Annotated in this window: 15 protein-coding genes; 8 read left to right on the top strand and 7 right to left on the bottom strand. The window is 73.1% G+C overall.

Features of this window, described 5'->3' with window-relative positions:
• Nucleotides 1–8: 8 nt before the first annotated feature.
• Nucleotides 9–1,040: a LuxR C-terminal-related transcriptional regulator gene (locus AB0E85_RS19395; RefSeq protein WP_361928470.1), complete on the bottom strand. Its 1,032-nt coding sequence runs from the start codon at nucleotides 1,038–1,040 to the stop codon at nucleotides 9–11.
• A gap of 206 nt (nucleotides 1,041–1,246) precedes the next feature.
• Between AB0E85_RS19395 and AB0E85_RS19390 the strand changes: the two genes are divergently transcribed.
• From AB0E85_RS19390 to AB0E85_RS19375, 4 genes are read left to right on the top strand one after another with little or no spacing between them, the layout of a single operon-like run.
• Nucleotides 1,247–2,257 carry a sugar ABC transporter substrate-binding protein gene (locus tag AB0E85_RS19390; protein WP_361928467.1) on the top strand — a complete coding sequence of 337 codons (1,011 nt, stop codon included), beginning with the start codon at nucleotides 1,247–1,249 and terminating at the stop codon, nucleotides 2,255–2,257.
• A 10-nt stretch (nucleotides 2,258–2,267) separates the two neighbouring features.
• The gene (locus AB0E85_RS19385; RefSeq protein WP_361928464.1) at nucleotides 2,268–3,776 is read left to right on the top strand and encodes a sugar ABC transporter ATP-binding protein; all 1,509 of its coding nucleotides are present in this window, start codon (nucleotides 2,268–2,270) and stop codon (nucleotides 3,774–3,776) included.
• Nucleotides 3,773–4,756, top strand: a complete 984-nt coding sequence (locus AB0E85_RS19380; protein WP_361928462.1) for an ABC transporter permease — start codon at nucleotides 3,773–3,775, stop codon at nucleotides 4,754–4,756. The genes AB0E85_RS19385 and AB0E85_RS19380 overlap by 4 nt, the downstream gene beginning before the upstream one ends.
• A 30-nt stretch (nucleotides 4,757–4,786) precedes the next feature.
• A complete protein-coding gene (locus tag AB0E85_RS19375) occupies nucleotides 4,787–6,484 on the top strand; it encodes an amidohydrolase (RefSeq protein WP_361928460.1) in 1,698 nt (565 codons plus the stop codon).
• Between the two features lie 7 nt (nucleotides 6,485–6,491).
• Here AB0E85_RS19375 and AB0E85_RS19370 read toward each other — a convergent pair whose 3' ends face one another.
• The 3 genes from AB0E85_RS19370 to AB0E85_RS19360 are packed head-to-tail and all read right to left on the bottom strand — an operon-like array spanning nucleotide 6,492 to nucleotide 9,132.
• Nucleotides 6,492–7,373: a metal ABC transporter permease gene (locus AB0E85_RS19370; protein WP_361928458.1), complete on the bottom strand. Its 882-nt coding sequence runs from the start codon at nucleotides 7,371–7,373 to the stop codon at nucleotides 6,492–6,494.
• On the bottom strand, nucleotides 7,370–8,215 hold the full coding sequence (locus AB0E85_RS19365) for an ATP-binding cassette domain-containing protein (protein ID WP_361928455.1): 846 nt from the start codon (nucleotides 8,213–8,215) through the stop codon (nucleotides 7,370–7,372). Before AB0E85_RS19365 ends, AB0E85_RS19370 begins: the two co-directional genes overlap by 4 nt.
• Complete coding sequence (locus AB0E85_RS19360; protein WP_361928452.1) at nucleotides 8,212–9,132, bottom strand: zinc ABC transporter substrate-binding protein; 921 nt, start codon at nucleotides 9,130–9,132, stop codon at nucleotides 8,212–8,214. The genes AB0E85_RS19365 and AB0E85_RS19360 overlap by 4 nt, the downstream gene beginning before the upstream one ends.
• A gap of 206 nt (nucleotides 9,133–9,338) precedes the next feature.
• On the opposite strand from AB0E85_RS19360, the gene AB0E85_RS19355 reads away from it, so the two are divergent.
• The 4 genes from AB0E85_RS19355 (at nucleotide 9,339) to AB0E85_RS19340 (ending at nucleotide 12,224) form a co-directional block, all read left to right on the top strand.
• On the top strand, nucleotides 9,339–10,019 hold the full coding sequence (locus AB0E85_RS19355) for a PAS domain-containing protein (protein ID WP_361928449.1): 681 nt from the start codon (nucleotides 9,339–9,341) through the stop codon (nucleotides 10,017–10,019).
• Entirely contained in the window at nucleotides 10,016–10,996 is a 981-nt protein-coding gene (locus AB0E85_RS19350) for a pyridoxal-phosphate dependent enzyme (RefSeq protein ID WP_361928446.1), read from the top strand. Before AB0E85_RS19355 ends, AB0E85_RS19350 begins: the two co-directional genes overlap by 4 nt.
• 60 nt (nucleotides 10,997–11,056) lie before the next feature.
• Nucleotides 11,057–11,416 (top strand): cupin domain-containing protein, encoded by a 360-nt coding sequence (locus tag AB0E85_RS19345; RefSeq protein WP_062930783.1) that lies wholly within the window; start codon nucleotides 11,057–11,059, stop codon nucleotides 11,414–11,416.
• Nucleotides 11,417–11,618: 202 nt separating this feature from the next.
• Nucleotides 11,619–12,224 carry a dihydrofolate reductase family protein gene (locus AB0E85_RS19340; RefSeq protein WP_361928444.1) on the top strand — a complete coding sequence of 202 codons (606 nt, stop codon included), beginning with the start codon at nucleotides 11,619–11,621 and terminating at the stop codon, nucleotides 12,222–12,224.
• A 14-nt stretch (nucleotides 12,225–12,238) separates the two neighbouring features.
• Here the strand turns inward: AB0E85_RS19340 and AB0E85_RS19335 are convergent, their stop codons facing one another.
• The 3 genes from AB0E85_RS19335 to AB0E85_RS19325 form a co-directional block, all read right to left on the bottom strand.
• Entirely contained in the window at nucleotides 12,239–13,597 is a 1,359-nt protein-coding gene (locus AB0E85_RS19335) for a VWA domain-containing protein (protein ID WP_361928441.1), read from the bottom strand.
• Nucleotides 13,594–14,451 carry a MoxR family ATPase gene (locus AB0E85_RS19330; protein ID WP_361928438.1) on the bottom strand — a complete coding sequence of 286 codons (858 nt, stop codon included), beginning with the start codon at nucleotides 14,449–14,451 and terminating at the stop codon, nucleotides 13,594–13,596. The genes AB0E85_RS19335 and AB0E85_RS19330 overlap by 4 nt, the downstream gene beginning before the upstream one ends.
• Nucleotides 14,452–14,723: 272 nt before the next feature.
• A partial coding sequence (locus AB0E85_RS19325) for an FtsX-like permease family protein (protein ID WP_361928435.1) occupies nucleotides 14,724–15,553 on the bottom strand: 830 nt, incomplete at its 5' end.

Below are 15,553 nucleotides of genomic sequence, written 5' to 3'. Positions count from 1 at the left end.
GGCCCGGATCACCGCTCGACGAACCGCGCCAGGTGGTCCGGGTCCGGCCGCAGCAGCCCGTCCCGCACCGCGAGCGCGGTGGCCTCGGCCCGGGAGGCACAGCCGGTCTTGCGCAGCAGGTGCTCGACATGGCTGTGCACGGTCCGCGGGGACAGGAACAGGGCTTGCGCGATGGCCTGGTTGGTCTGCCCCGTGGCCGCCCGGGTGAGCACCTCCAGCTCCCGGGGGCTCAGCCCGTACGGCAGTTCCGTGGGCGTCTCGTGCACCAGCACCGCGTCCGCGGCCAGGCCGGGCCCGGCCGGATGCCGGTGCAGAACGACCCGCCGCCAGCCGCCGCCGGCCGGCCACAGCAGCCGCAGCCGCTGCCCGCCCGTGCCGCTGAAGGCGTGCAGCAGCGCACCGAACCCGCCCTCCTCCCGCAGCACCCGGGGCCGGTCGCGGCCGGGCAGGTCGACGACCCGGCCGTCGCCGGTGACGAGGCTCGCCGCGTCCGCGTCCGCCAGGCCGTGCAGATCGCCGGCGTGCCCCAGCGGGTCGGCGAAGGCGGCCAGGGCCGGGATCACGGAGGCCAGCAGCCGCCGCGCGTCGGTGTCATAGGCGTCCGCGGTCTCGGTGGAGAGATGGACGAGACCCACCAGCCGGCCCCGGTTGCGCAGCGCCCCCGTGACGCCGTCCCGGAAACCGGCCGGGCGGACCCGCTCGGCGTAGAACCAGCCGTGCCGGAAACGCGGCCCGGCGTCCTCGGAGTCCTCCGCGTCCTCCGAGATGGACGGCGGCAGCTCCCGCCGTACGACGTTGCGGTACCACGGGGTGGCGACGAACTCTCCGGCGAGGGCCTGCGAGGACTCGGCGGTGTAGCCGATGCTCGCGATCTGGACGTGGGAGCCGGTCAGCGGGTCGATCGTGAGCAGGGTCGCCGCGTCCAGCGGCAGCGCGCGGGCGAGTTCGCGCAGGGCCTGCGCACAGGCCGAGGCGGTGTCGCGCTCGCGGGTGAGCATGCCGATGCGGGCGGCTGCCGCGATCTGGTGGTGGCTGGTCATGCGAGCCTCCGGACGGCTCGGACAGCAATGTCGTTTGGGGCCTAACGATAGGGGGCCGGTATCGGATCCCACAAGGTTTCCGGCGGAGCCCGGGCGACCCGCAGTCGGTATTTGTACGGATGGTGCGGCGGGCCCGGCGGGTCTTTCCTGTTCGGCACAGCCGGACGCCCGCTCCAGTCGGGCCCGCCCCTCGGAGAGCCCTCGCCATGACCCCACCCCCGTACACCGCCTCGCGCAGAGACTTCCTCGCGCTGTCCGCCGCCACCGCCCTGGCGGCAGCGGGCTGCTCGGCACCGGAGAACACGGCCGCCTCGGCCGAGCCCGCACGCTCCGGCGGCACCCCTCTGACGAAGATCGGCCTCGACTACCCCTTCACCCAGCTCCCGCTCTACTCCACGCTGGTCAAGCTCTCCACCGCCCGGGCGAAGCGGCACGGCATCTCCCTGCTGACCACGAGCGACAACGCCAGTGCCGACACCCAGGCCACCAACCTCAACACCTGGGTCGCCCGCAACGTACCCGCGATCGTCTCCTTCCCCATGGTCTTCGAGGCCGCCGAGCCCATCGCGAAGGCAGCCCTCGACGCGGGCCTGATCTGGGTCACCTACGGAGGCTCACTGCAACACCAGAGCGCCGACATCCGGTTCAGCTTCCGCGAGGGCGGCACCCTGCTCGGCGCGGCGGCGGCGAAGTGGGCCCAGGAGCACCTCGGCGGCAAGGGCAAGGTCGCCTTCCTCACGGACAGCACCATCGAGCTGGGCCGCGAACGCACCAAGGGCATGATCGACGCCTTCACCAAGGCGGCGCCCGGCGTCGACGTGGTGGCGCGCGAGCAGGCCATCGACCCGGACACGGGCCTGTCGAAGACGAAGGCGATCCTCGCCAAACACCCCGACCTCAACCTCGTCCTCGGTGTCACGGACGCCGCCGCGTACGGCGGATTCAAAGCGCTCCAGCAGGCAGGCCGGGCGAAAGACGACGCGAAGACCTTCGTCGGCGGCCAGGACGGCTCCGCGCCCTCCCTCCTCGCCGTCAAGCAGGGCACGTTCTACCGGGCCTCCGCCGCCCTCGCGCCGAAGGACATCGCCGCCGCCATCGTCGACGTGCCGCGGGCGGTCGCCGCCGGAAAGGCCGACCCCAGCGCCGAGGTGCCGGTCACGCTCGTCCAGCGCGCCGACACCGCCCGCATCGACGCCCTGCTCGCCCAGAACGCCTAGGGCCGGCGCCATGACGACCATCAACCTCCGTATCAGCGGCCTGACGAAGTCCTTCGGCGGCGTCCGGGCCCTCGACGGCGTGGACCTCGCCGTCCCCGCAGGGCAGGTGCACGCCCTGCTCGGCCACAACGGCGCCGGCAAGTCCACCCTCATCAAGTGCCTGGGCGGCGCCTACCCGCCCGACGCCGGCACCATCGAGGTCGGCGGGACGTCGTACACCAGGCTCACCCCACGCGAGTCCATCGCGTCCGGCGTGGCGATCATCTTCCAGACGCTCAGCGTGGTCGACGCTCTGACCGTGGCGGAGAACATCTTCCTCGGCCAGGAGTGGACCCGGCACGGCCGCATCGACCGGCGTGCCCAGGAGGAGGTCGCCGCCGGGCTGCTGGAGCGGGTGGCCGCGAAGTGCTCCCCGCGCGACCGGGTGGGTGATCTGCCCATGGGCCAGCGCCAGTTGGTGGAGATCGCCAAGGCCCTCAGCCGCAGCGCCTCCGTCCTCGTCCTCGACGAACCGACCGCCGCCCTGTCCGGCGCGGAGACCGACGCACTGGCCGGACGCGTCGAGGACCTGCGCACCCAGGGCCTCGCCATCGTCTACGTCACCCATCTCCTGGGAGAGGTCGAACGGCTCGCGGACGCGGTCACCGTCCTGCGGGACGGCCGGGTGGCCCACCACGCGACGGTGGCGGGGCGGACGCGGCGGGACCTGGTGGAGGCGATCGCGGGACGGCCGGCGCAGACCGTACGGAAGCAGCGACGGCCTCCCGCCCCACCGCGCCTGGTCGTCGAAGCGCTGCACGGGCCCGGCTTCGGCCCCGTCGGCCTCACCGTCGCCGCAGGCGAGCGCGTCGGTCTGTTCGGGCTCATCGGCTCGGGCCGCACCCGCGTCCTGGAGACCCTCTACGGCAGGCGCCGCGCCACCGCGGGCACGATCCGCGTCGGCGACCGCACCGTCACCCCCGCGCGGCCGGCCGACGCGCTCGCGGCCGGGATCGCGCTGGTCCCCGCGGACCGGCGGGCCCAGGGCCTGTTCCCCTCGATGACCGCGCAGGACAACGCGCTGCTGCCCTCCGTCCAGTCCCTGTCCCGCCACGGGCTACGGGCATTGCGCTCCGAGCGGCGGGTGTTCGGCGCGCTGGCCGCGGCCGTCGGGCTGCGCCCGGCCCGGCCCCGGCTGCCGGCGGGCTCGTTCTCCGGCGGCAACCAGCAGAAGCTCGTCCTCGGCCGGTGGATCAACGAGGCCCGGCACGTGGACGTGCTGCTGCTGGACGAGCCGACGCAGGGTGTCGACGTGGGAGCCCGGCAGGAGATCTACCGGGTCGTGTCCGCACTCGCCGAGGAACGCGGCACCGCCGTGCTGTTCGCCTCCAGCGACCCCGAGGAGATCGTGGCGCTCGCCGACCGCTGCCTGATCGTCGCCCGGGGACGGATCGCGGGCGAACTCTCCGGCGCCGAACTCACCGAACAGGCCCTGCTGTCGGCCGTTCACGACCCCCTGACCGCCGAAGGAGCAGCATGACCACCGCCGACCCGGTCCTCCCGCGGCCCCGCCCGATCACCACCGGCGGGCTCGCCGCCGTACGCCGCAACCCCCTCCTCGTCGTGCTCGTCGTGATGGTGCCGGCCTTCCAGCTGACCACGGGCAGCTTCCTCGACCCGGCCAACCTGAGCGGCATCGCCACCGACGCCGCCACCCTCGCCATCGTCGCCGTCCCCCTGGCCCTGCTCGTCATCAGCGGCTACCTCGACCTGTCGGTCGGCTCGACACTCGCCCTCGGCGGGCTGGTCGGGGGCTGGCTTGCGGGGCAGCACCACCAGTCGCCCGCCGTCGCGCTGCTCGGGGCGCTCGCGGCCGGGGCTCTGGTCGGGGCGGTCAACGGCGTCCTGTGCTGCTACTTCGGCCTGTCCGCGTTCATCGTCACCCTGGGCATGCTGACCGCCGTACGCGGCCTGGCGCAGCAGCTGTTCCCGCTGCCGCTGAGCGGCTTCGGCTCCGGGTTCGCCTGGATCGGCGGAGCCCGCGTCGCGGGGATCGCCGCGCCGGTCGTCATCGCGGCGCTCGTGCTGGCCGCGGGCGCCCTGTTCCTCGCCCTCACCCCGGCCGGCCGGCACGTCTTCGCCATCGGCGTCAACCGCGAGGCCGCCCACCTCTCCGGCATCCGCATCCGCCGCACCCCGTTCGCGCTCTTCGTCGCCACCGGCGTGGCCGCCGCCCTGGCCGGGGCCATCAAGGCGTCGGTGCTGGACAGCGCGGTGGCCGGCACCTCCGGCGCCGGGTTCGAACTGACCGTGCTCACCGCGGTGCTGCTCGGCGGCGTCGCCCTCACGGGCGGCTCCGGCTCCGTCCTCGGCGTTCTGCTCGGCGTGCTCTTCCTCGGCGGCCTCCAGAACGGCCTGACCCTGCTGAACGTGCCGACGTTCTGGCAGCAGATGGCCCAGGGCACCGCGCTGGTGGCCGGCGCGGCCCTGGCGTACGTCGCACCCCGCACCGGGCGCTGACCCGCCCACCCCACTGAAATGAGGTCATCCGTGAGCGACACCGCTCCCACGCTCGTTCTGACCGGCGGTCAGGTCCTCACCGTCGACGCCGGATTCACCGTCGCCCAGGGCGTCGCCGTGCGCGGCCGGGACATCCTGGCCGTCGGCAGCGACGCGGAGATGCGCGCCCTGGCCGGGCCCCGCACCCGGATCGTCGAACTGGGCGGCCGGACCGTGCTGCCCGGCATCAACGACTCGCATCTGCACGGAGCCGCCTACGGCATGACGAAACCGCCGTTCGCCCTCGATGTGGGCCACCCGTCGGTCGGTTCCGTCGCCGACATCGCGGCGGTCGTCGGCCGGGCGGCGCACGAGACCCCGGAGGGCGGCTGGATCATCGGCCTGGGCTGGGACCCCGGCTACCTCGCCGAGTGCCTCGCCGAACCGGGCCGTTTCCCCCACCGGCGGGACCTCGACGCGGTGGCCCCCCGGCACCCGGTCTGCCTGACCGACTTCTCCTCGCACATGGTGTGGGTCAACTCCGAAGCGCTGCGCCGCTGCGGCGTCGACGCGAACACCCCGGCCCCGCCCGGCGGTGTCATCGACCACGACCCCGACGGCCGGCCCACCGGCATCCTGCGCGAGTCCGCCGGGCGGCTCGTCCAGGCCGAACTGCCCGCCCCGACCCGGGCCCAGCGCCGCCGGGCCATCCAGGGCGTGATCAGCGAACTGCACTCCCGCGGCATCACCAGCTACACCGAGCCCGGCCTCGGCCCGGGCGGCACCGGCTCCCTCTTCGGCGGCCTGAGCACCGACAACTGGACCGCCTACGCCGACCTCGCCGCGAGCGGAGAACTCCAGGCCCGCGTCAGCGTCCTGCTCCTGCCCGCCCCCATGGGCGGATCCGCCGACGACGTCCGCAAGGGGCTGGCCGAACTGCGCCGCCCCGAGTCGGCCGACCCCCGGCTGCTGCGGGCCGTCGGAGTCAAGATCTTCGCCGACGGAGTGCCGCCCAACCGCACGGCCTGGATGAGTGAGCCGTACCCGGACGGTGGCCACGGCGCCCTGTGCGTGCACGGCGACACGCCCGCACTCCAGGTGCACGAACTGCGCGAGATGATCAGGCTCGGCCACGAGGCGGGCTTCCAGCTCGGCGTGCACGTCACCGGCGACCGGGCCATCGACCTCGTGGTGGACGCCTTCGTCGCCGCGAACACGGCCGCACCCCGCCCCGACGCCCGCCACTACGTCATCCACGGCGACTTCATCAGCCCGGGCAGCCTCGCCGAGCTCGCCGCGCACGGCTACGGCGTCAACATGAACCCCGCCATCAAATGGACCATCTCCGACCTGATGGACGAGGTCGTCGGCCCCGAACGCTCCGCCTACCAGTGGCCCGTGCGGTCCGCGCTCGACGCCGGGGTACGGGTCTGCGCCAGCTCCGACGCGCCGATCACCGAGCCCGACTGGCGTCAGGGCGTGGCGTCGATGATGCTGCGCGAGTCCAAGGCCAGCGGCCGCCCGAGCGGCCCCGAGCAGTGCGTACCGCTCGCCGACGCCCTGCGCGCCTACACCTCCACCGCCGCCTGGCAGGACTTCGCCGACGGCTGGAAGGGCACCCTCGAACCGGGCCGGGCCGCCGACCTGTGCGTCCTGGACCGGCCGCTGCTCGATCTCGACCCGCACGAGATCACGCAGGTGGAGGTGGATCTCACGGTGTTCGACGGTCGGGTCGTCTTCGAACGGTGAGCCCTGCTCAGGCCGTTCGCACCGCCGTCCGCCGCGCACCCCACCGCCGGTTCCGGTACCGGCCGGCCACCCGGCACACCGCGTAGATCGTGAACGAGATCGTCGTGACGTAGGGGCTGATGGGGACGCTGCTGCCCAGGGCCAGCAGGATGCCGCCCTCGATCGAGGCCACGGCGAACAGCACGCTCAGCACGGGCAGCAGCACGGGCGAGGCGGTGACACGGGCGGCCGCCGCGGCCGGGGTGACCACGAGGGACAGCACCAGCAGCGCGCCGACGATCTGTACCGACAGGGCGACCGCGAGCCCGAGGACCAGCATGAAGGCGAAGGACAGCCCGCGCACCGGCACCCCGCGAGCCTGGGCCACGTCCGGATCGGTGCTGGCGAAGGCGAGCGGACGCCACATGACCGCCAGGGCCACCAGCACCAGGGCGGAGGTGGCGAGCAGCCACGACATCTGCGGGGTGTCCACGGCCACGATCTGCCCGGTGAGCAGCCCGAACTTGTTGGCCGCCCGGCCCTTGTAGAGGGCGAGGAAGAGCACGCCGAGTCCCAGGCCGAACGGCATGATGATGCCGATCACCGAGTTGCGGTCCCGGGCCCGCGCCCCGAGGACGCCGATGGCGCCGGCCGCGAGGAGCGAACCGACGATCGACCCCGCCACGATGTTCGCGCCGACCAGCAGCGCCGCCGACGCGCCCGCGAAGGACAGTTCGCTGATGCCGTGCACGGCGAACGGCAGGTCCCGCATCAGGACGAACACCCCGGCCAGCCCGCCCACCAGCCCCAGCGCCACGCCGGCGACGAGGGAGTTGCGGACCAGGGCGAGGAGTTCGCCGTAGTCGGTGAAGTCGAAGATCTGGTGCCAGATGCCGCCGGCGAGTGTCATGAGCGCACTCCGTCCGTCTCCTGGAGTTCGGGGTGGTGTGGCGGGACGGCCGTCTCGTCGGGTGCTCCCGCCACCACCACCCGGCCCCGGACGCGCACCACGTCGACCTGGGTGCCGTAGAGGCGGGACAGCGACTCGGAGGTCAGCACCTCGTCCGGGGTGCCGACGCGGTGACCGCCGCGGGCCAGGTACAGCACCCGGTCGGCCGGCCCCAGCACCGGGTTGATCTCGTGTGTCACGAAGACGACGGCCGTGCCGTGGGAGCGGCGCCGGGCGTCGATCAGCTCGGTCACGGCCCGCTGGTGGTTCAGGTCGAGCGACAGCAGCGGCTCGTCGCACAGCAGGAGGCGGGGGTCGGTCGCCAGGGCCTGCCCTATGCGCACGCGCTGCCGTTCGCCGCCGGAGAGCATGCCGAGCGGGACGTCGGCGTAGGCCGAGGCACCGACCGACTCCAGGATCTCGTCCACCCGGCGGCGGACCGGGCCGGTGCGCAGCCGCGGCCCGAAGCGGTGGCCGTCGATGCCGAACCGGACGAGGTCGCGGGCGCGCAGCATGGCCTGCGCGGACAGCGCCGCCTGCTGCGGTATGTAGCCGATGTGCCGGGCGGCCTGGCGCGCGGGCCGGCCGAGGACCGTCAGCGTGCCCGCGGACAGCGGCTGACGGCCCAGCAGGGCCCGGACGAAGCTGGTCTTGCCCGCACCGTTCGGGCCCAGCACGGCCAGGAACTCCCCGGGCCGTACGTCCAGGTCGAGACCGCTCCACACCTCGCGCTCGCCGTAGGACAGGGCGGCCGCGCGCAGCGCGACGACCGGCGTGCCGTCCTGCCGGGGTACCGGGGTCACTTGGCCAGCGCGCTCGCGAGCGCGTCGACGTTGTCGGTCATCCAGCCGAGGTAGTCCTTGCCCTTCGGCAGGGTCTCCGTCACGGGCACGACGGGGATGCCGGCCGCCTTGGCCGCGGCCTCGGCCTTCTCGGTCTGCGGGCCGGAGGTCTGCTCGTTGTAGACGAGGACCTTCACCTTCTTGCCGCTGAACACCGCGAGGCTCTCCCGGAGGACGCGCGGGGAGACGTCGTCGCCCTCCTCGATCGCCTCGCTGAACTGCGCGGGCGTCCGGTTCACCAGGCCGCTCGCCTCGGTCATGTACAGCGGCACGGGTTCGGTGATGGCGACGCCCTCACCGCCGTGCGCCTTCTTGATCTGCGCCTCCTTGGCCTCCAGCGGCGCGAGCTTCGCCGTGAAGGCGGCGGCGTTCTTCTCGAAGGCGGTGGCGTCGCCCGGGTCGGCCTTGGCGAGGGCGGCGGAGATCCGGTCGGCGACCTTGGCGACGGTGGGGAAGTCGTACCAGACGTGCTCGTTGAGCTCCCCGCCCTTGGGTGCGGTCCTGCCGGACACCTCGACCGCGTCGATCACCTGGGCGGAGTCGTTGTGCCCGCTCTTCAGCATGCGGTCGACGAAGTCGTCGTAGCCGCCGCCGTTCTCGACGACGACCTTCGCCTTGGACAGGGCCAGCTGGTTCTGGGGGTCGGCCTCGTAGGAGTGCGGGTCCTGGTCGGGGTCGCTGATGACCGAGGTGACGTCGACCCGGTCGCCGCCTATGCGCCGGGCGATGTCGCCCCAGACGTTCGTGGAGGCGACCACGGCCACCCGGGCCGGTGCGCTCTTGGCGTCGGCGGAGTCCGACGAGCTGCCGCAGCCCGCGAGCAGGGCCAGTGACGCGCTGGTCAGCAGCGCGAGGCGGCGGGACGTGGACAAGGACATGGCTCCTCCAGGACGGGCGTGCACAGGGGGTTCGGCCGGGGGGGGGGGGGTGGACCGGCGGCCATCACGCTAGGTGGGAATGAATGTCAGAAGCGGACCCTGGGCGAAGTCATGTGAAAACCATTGCCGACTGTTGGGGTGGATTGGACTCTCTATCCAAGGGCTGGACTTCTGGTCTAAGATTCCGGGTGAGGGAAGGAGACGGCATGGGCAGCGGGACGAATGCCGAGCGGGACGCGATCCTCGCCGCGCTGAAGCCGGTCGTGGAGGGCATCGCCGCGACCTTCGGGCCCCTCTGCGAGGTCGTGCTGCACGACTACCGGAACCCGGAGAAGTCGGTGGTCGCCGTGGCCGGTTCGGTGACCGGGCGGAGCGTCGGCGGCGCGATGAGCGAGATCGGCATGCGGGTCCTCGCCCGCGGCGACGAGGCGGCCGACGAGCTGAACTACGTCACCCGCACCGGTGGCGGGGCGCTGGTGAAGTCCTCGACGATGGTCCTGCGCGACTCCGGGGGAGCCGTGTTCGGCGCCCTCTGCGTCAACGTGGACGTCGGTGCCGTCACCCAGGTCCACGGACTGCTCGGAGCGCTCGCCGGGCTCGGCGCAGCCCCGGCGGAACTGCCCACCACCACCTTCGGCAACGACATCGACTCCGTGGTCGACGCCCTCGTCGACGCCCACCAGTCGCGGCAGCGGGGCAGCTGGGCGGAGCTCGGCCGGGCGGAGCGCGTGGAGCTGTTCGGAGGTCTCGACACCCGCGGTGTCTTCGCCGTGCGCGGCGCCGTCGAACAGGTCGCCGCCCGGCTCGGCATCTCCCGCGCCTCCGCCTACAACTACCTGTCCCGGGCCCGGGCGGCCCACGACACGTCCACCGGAGGAACCACGTGACGACCACCACCCCACCGGTCACCCTCGACGACGTCCGCGACGCCGCCGCCCGGCTCAAGGGCGTCGCCCACCGCACGCCCGTGCTGCGCTCGCGCACCCTCGACGCCCTCACCGGCGCCGAAGTCCACCTCAAGTGCGAGAACTTCCAGCGCGTGGGCGCCTTCAAGTTCCGCGGCGCCTACAACGCCGCCTCCCGCCTCACCCCCGACCAACTGGCCCGGGGCATCGCCGCCTACTCCTCGGGCAACCACGCCCAGGCCGTCGCCCTGGCCGCCCGCGAGCTGGGCGCCACCGCCGTCATCGTCATGCCGGAGGACGCCCCGCCGTCGAAGCGGGCGGCCACCGCCGGCTACGGCGCCGAGATCGTCACGTACGACCGCTACACCGGTGACCGCGTCGCCATCGCCGAGGCCCTCGCCGCCGAGCGCGGCCTCGCCCTCATCCCGCCGTACGAGCATCCGCACGTCATGGCCGGACAGGGCACGGCAGCTCTCGAACTGCTCGAAGAAGCAGGGGAGTTGGATGCGCTGCTGACGCCGGTCGGCGGCGGCGGGCTGATGGCCGGCAGCGCCACGGCCGCCAAGGGTCTGTACCCCGGCATCCGGACCGTCGGCGTCGAGCCCGAGGCCGGGGACGACACCAAGCGCTCGCTGGAGGCCGGCCGGCGCATCAGCGTCCCGGTCCCGCGCACCATCGCCGACGGCCAGGCCCTGCACACCCCCGGGGCACTGACCTTCTCGGTCAACCGGCGGCTCCTCGACGAGGTCGTCCTGGTCACCGACGACGAGATCCGGGACGCCATGCGGTTCGCCTTCGAGCGGCTGAAGATCGTCGTCGAGCCGAGCGGCGCCACCCCGCTGGCCGCCCTGATCAACGGCCGGGCGGGCACGCTGCCGCGCCGGGTCGGCATGATCATCTCCGGCGGCAACATCGACGCCGGGCGCTTCGCGCAGCTCTGCGGCGGCGACACGCGCTGATTGGCGCGGCCTCTCGGGCGGACGGACGATGGAAGCACACCCTCACCGAGGAGGAGCGTCATGCTTGAGGTGAAGACGCTCGACAAGCCGGACGAGCGGCGCGACTACCCCCGCGGCCACCTGGAAGCCGTCCACATGACGGGACTGGACTTCGCCGTGGCCACCTTCGAACCGGGCTGGCGCTGGTCCGAGTCCGTGGCCCCGATCGCCGGGACGGACAGCTGCCGGATCCACCACAACGGCTATGTCGTCTCGGGCCGTATGCACATCCGCATGGACGACGGCGCGGAGACCGAGGTGGGCCCGGGCGACGTGTTCGTCTGCGCACCCGGCCACGACGCCTGGGTCGTCGGCGACGAGCAGTGCGTGGTCTACGACTTCGCGGGCAGCATGGCCAAGGAGTACGCCAAGAAGGACTGAGCGCGCCTCGTTGCCGGGCGGCCGGACCCGGGCTGAGCGACTGCCCCTGCTCACCCGGGTCCGCATACTCATGCGCCCCGCGCTGTCGACGGCCACCGCGAGCGTCCGCCTCCGCTCCCGTGGCGGACGGCGGGGTGATCGCGGCCCCGATGAGTTTCCGGTGGCCGCGCAGTCCAACCCGTCGACACGAAGGGAGCGCACCATGCGCAAGATCATCGTTTGCACGTTCCTGTCGCTGGACGGCGTCATGCAGGCACCGGGCGGGCCGGACGAGGACGCCGAGAGCGGCTTCGAGCACGGCGGCTGGCAGAAGCCGGTGTCCGACGACGAGGTCGGCGCGGCCATCGCCGGCTGGTACGAGCCCTCCGACGCGATGCTGCTCGGCCGCAAGACGTACGACATCTTCGCGGCGTACTGGCCGACCGCCGATCCCGGCAACCCGTTCACGGCGCGGATGAACGGCATGCGCAAGTACGTGGCCTCCCGGACCCTGACGTCGCTGGAGTGGCAGAACTCCACGCTGCTTCAGGGCGACGTCGCCGACGCCGTGCGCCGGCTGAAGGCGTCCGACGGCGGTGACATCAACGTCGTCGGCAGCGGAGACCTCGCCCAGACGCTCATGCGGCACGACCTGGTCGACGAGTACCGGCTGACCATCCACCCCGTGATCATCGGCACCGGCAAGCGGCTGTTCGCCGACGGGGCGGTCCCCACCGCTCTGGAGCCGGTCAGTGTCTCGACGACGAAGAGCGGCACCGTCGTCGGCGTCTACCGGCCGACGGGCAAGCCCAGCTACGACAGCTACTGAGGACTTCGCTCTGGTCACACCGGCAGCAGCCGCGCCACCAGCGTGCTCAACTGCCGCGCGTTGCGGCACTCGTGCATCTCGACCAGCTCGGCGTAGGCGGGCGCGACGGAGTCGCCCGAGCCCCAGCGGGAGCGCTGCTCGGGGTTGAGCCAGTGGACGCGGCGGGCCCGCTCGGCGATCTGCCGCACGGCGGCCAGGTCGGGGTCGCTCCGGTTCGTGCGGGCGTCACCGAGGACGAACACGGTCGTGCGGGACCCGACCGCGTCCGCGTACCGCTCGGCGAACTCGCCCAGTGCCATGCCGTAGTCACTGCTGCCGTGATAGCCCGTGACCGCCGCCTCCTCCTGGATACGGCTGCTCAGCCCCTCCGGCTCGGCCCTGCCGCGCTCCAGCAGCCCGGTCACCTCGTCGATGCGGTTGACGAAGGCGAACACGCGTACCTTGCTGAACTGGTCGTGCAGCGCCTGCACCAGCAGCATCGTGAAGTCGGAGAAGCCGGAGACCGACCCCGACACATCGCACAGCAGCACCAGTTCGGGGCGCATGGGACGCCGTCTGCGCAGCACCGGCTTCATCGGCACCCCGCCCGTCGACAGCGAACCGCGCAGGGTACGCCGCAGATCGATCGAGCCCCGGGAGGCACGGCGGCGCCGGGCCGCCAGCCGCGTCGCGAGCTTGCGGGCCAGGGGCTGCACCGTCCTGCGCAGTTCGGCCAGCCGGTCCTGCCCGGCGAACAGGAAGTCGACCCGGTCGGCGGTCGGGGCCACCGCCCGCCGGGCGATCTCGTCCCGGCCGCGCCGCTCCGCGACCCGCCGCCGCGCCTCGGCCGCCACCATGGCCCGGAAGGCGTCGATGCGCCGCCGGATCTCGTCCTCCAGCAACCGGTCCGCGAACCCCTGATTCCCACCCTGCCCCCGGACGTTGTCGCGCACCCGGGCCAGTAGCGTCTGGGGCCGCAGCCGTTCGAGCGTCTGGTACGACGACCAGCCGTCCGACTCCGGTGAGGAACCGTAGCCGCCGAATCCGTCGACCGCCTCGATCGCCAGCCGGCCCAGCAGCTGCCGGTCGTCGGTGGTCAGGGCGTCGGCCAGCCGGTCCCGCAGGTCCTCCCGCCCCGCCGTCCGCTGCTCCGGGCCGCCGACGCCGCGCGGGAAGTAGAGGTCGAAGACCGGGTCGAACACCTGCCGTTGCCCGGGACCGTGCAGCAGCGTCGCCGCCAGCCCCTCGCGCAGCAGTTCCCGGTCCGCGAGGCCCAGTTCCCCGACCGCCCGCGCGGCGTCGACGCTCTCCCCGGTACCGATCCGCATGCCGTGCGCACGCAGCGCCCCGACCAGGGACGTCAGCCGCTCGGCGACACCCGCCGGCGTGGTCACAGGGCGTCCAGGTCGAGCTTGGCCGAGGCCTTGAGGACGTCGTCCTGGTGCTTGAGCAGCACCCCGAGCGTGGCCCGCACGACCGTCTCGTCCAGCGAGTCGGCCCCGAGCGCGAGCAGGGTGTGCGCCCAGTCGACGGTCTCTGCGACCGAGGGCACCTTGCGCAGGTCCATCGCCCGCAGCGCGCCCACGACCCGGACGACCGAGCGGGCCAGCGCCTCGTCGAGGCCGGGCACCTTCAGCCGGACGATCCGGCGCTCCAGCTCCTCTTCGGGGAAGCCGATGTGCAGGAAGAGACAGCGCCGGCGCAGCGCCTCGGACAGCTCCCGGCTGGCGTTGGACGTGAGGACGACGAAGGGGCGGCGCGTCGCCGTGATCGTGCCCAGCTCGGGCACGGTCACCTGGAAGTCGCTGAGCACCTCCAGCAGCAGGCCCTCCACCTCGACGTCCGCCTTGTCGGTCTCGTCGATCAGCAGAACCTTCGGATCGTCGCCCCGGATCGCGGTCAGCAGCGGCCTGGTGAGCAGGAACTCCTCGCTGAAGATGTCCGTACGGGCCTCGTCCCACGTCTCGTCACGGCCCGCGCTGATGCGCAGCAGCTGCTTGGCGTGGTTCCACTCGTACAGGGCGCGGGACTCGTCGACCCCCTCGTAGCACTGGAGGCGGACCAGCCGCGCGCCGGCGACCTCGGCGACGGCCTTGGCGAGCTCCGTCTTGCCGACGCCGGCCGGGCCCTCCACCAGCAGCGGCTTGCCGAGGCGGTCGGCGAGGAAGACGGTCGTGGCGACGGCGGGCGAGGCGAGGTAGCCGGTCTCGGCGAGGCGTGCGGAGACGTCGTCGACGGATGTGAACAACGGGGCCTCCAGGACGGCGGTGTCGGACTGACGGTCAGGGCACTATCTAAGCGCTTGTTCACCCACGCTGTCACGGGGTGACTGTAGGGGCGGGCCGTCGAACCGAGCGGATTCCTGGTGGCGGGCCCGGCCCGGCGGCTCCCGGCGTCCGGGGAGCGGTGACGGGGCGGCCTCCCCAGCGCCCGCCGCGGCCTGAGGGGAGGGCCACCCGGCGCCCGCCCCGGCGTGAGGGGACGGGCACCGCGGTGACCGCCCCCTCACCCGGCCTGCGCTCACGCGGCCGACGCCACCGCCCGCACCGCCGGAGTGCGCAGCACCCGCCGGGCCGTGGCCAGGCCCGTCCCCGTCGTCACCGCCGCGCCGACCGCCGCGACCGCGAGCCACACACCGAACGCCTGGTCCGGCAGCACCGCGTCCGTGCGGGCCACGGTGAACGGGACGATCCCCGCCAGCGCCGCCACCGTGCCGAAGAGGACACCGACGACCGTCAGGACCATCCCCTCGGCGCCCACCACGCCCAGCACCTGCCCGGGGGTGGCCCCCGCCAGCCGCTGCTGCCCGAACTCCCGCTCGCGATAACTCGTCGCAGCGTAAAGGGAGTTGACCAGCATCACGCAGACGAAGACCACGATGATGCCGACCACCGTGAAGTTGAGCGTCTCCAGGTTCTTCGCGTCGACCGACTTCACCGCCCCCGAGGCCGCGAGGGCGTCGCTCTCCACCGCCTGCATGGTCAGCGTCGCCGTGGCGACCGCGGTGAACAGGATCAGCGACATCAGGATCCCGGCGAGCTGCCCGGCCCGCTCCCGCAGATTGCGCACCGCCAGCCAGCCGCTCGCACCCCCCAGCGGCAGTCGGTCCAGCACGACCGCCAGCAGCTGCGGCGCTTTCAGAGCGCACCCGACGGACAGCAGGATCGCCCCGTACGCAGGCGGCGCCATCAGCGCGGCGTCCGTCGCCGAGAACATGAAAGTCGAGGCCGCCGCCGCGGCGCCGGCCACCAGCGCCGCCCAGGCCAGCACCGTCCGCGCCCGGCCCCGCCGCCGGTCGACCAGCAGCGGGACCTCGTGGAGGTCGTGGCGAAGCTCAAGCAGGTCGTCTG

This window comes from Streptomyces sp. NPDC029044, from assembly GCF_040637495.1.
Classification (GTDB): Bacteria; Actinomycetota; Actinomycetes; order Streptomycetales; family Streptomycetaceae; genus Streptomyces.
This window is presented reverse-complemented; position numbering and strand designations above follow the sequence as displayed.

Coding starts and splice junctions, on each gene's coding strand:
- AB0E85_RS19395 (WP_361928470.1), bottom strand. CDS start 1,040: ATGACCAGCCACCACCAGATCGCGGCAGCCGCCCGCATCGGCATGCTC.
- AB0E85_RS19355 (WP_361928449.1), top strand. CDS start 9,339: ATGGGCAGCGGGACGAATGCCGAGCGGGACGCGATCCTCGCCGCGCTG.
- AB0E85_RS19370 (WP_361928458.1), bottom strand. CDS start 7,373: ATGACACTCGCCGGCGGCATCTGGCACCAGATCTTCGACTTCACCGAC.
- AB0E85_RS19340 (WP_361928444.1), top strand. CDS start 11,619: ATGCGCAAGATCATCGTTTGCACGTTCCTGTCGCTGGACGGCGTCATG.
- AB0E85_RS19385 (WP_361928464.1), top strand. CDS start 2,268: ATGACGACCATCAACCTCCGTATCAGCGGCCTGACGAAGTCCTTCGGC.
- AB0E85_RS19345 (WP_062930783.1), top strand. CDS start 11,057: ATGCTTGAGGTGAAGACGCTCGACAAGCCGGACGAGCGGCGCGACTAC.
- AB0E85_RS19390 (WP_361928467.1), top strand. CDS start 1,247: ATGACCCCACCCCCGTACACCGCCTCGCGCAGAGACTTCCTCGCGCTG.
- AB0E85_RS19360 (WP_361928452.1), bottom strand. CDS start 9,132: ATGTCCTTGTCCACGTCCCGCCGCCTCGCGCTGCTGACCAGCGCGTCA.
- AB0E85_RS19380 (WP_361928462.1), top strand. CDS start 3,773: ATGACCACCGCCGACCCGGTCCTCCCGCGGCCCCGCCCGATCACCACC.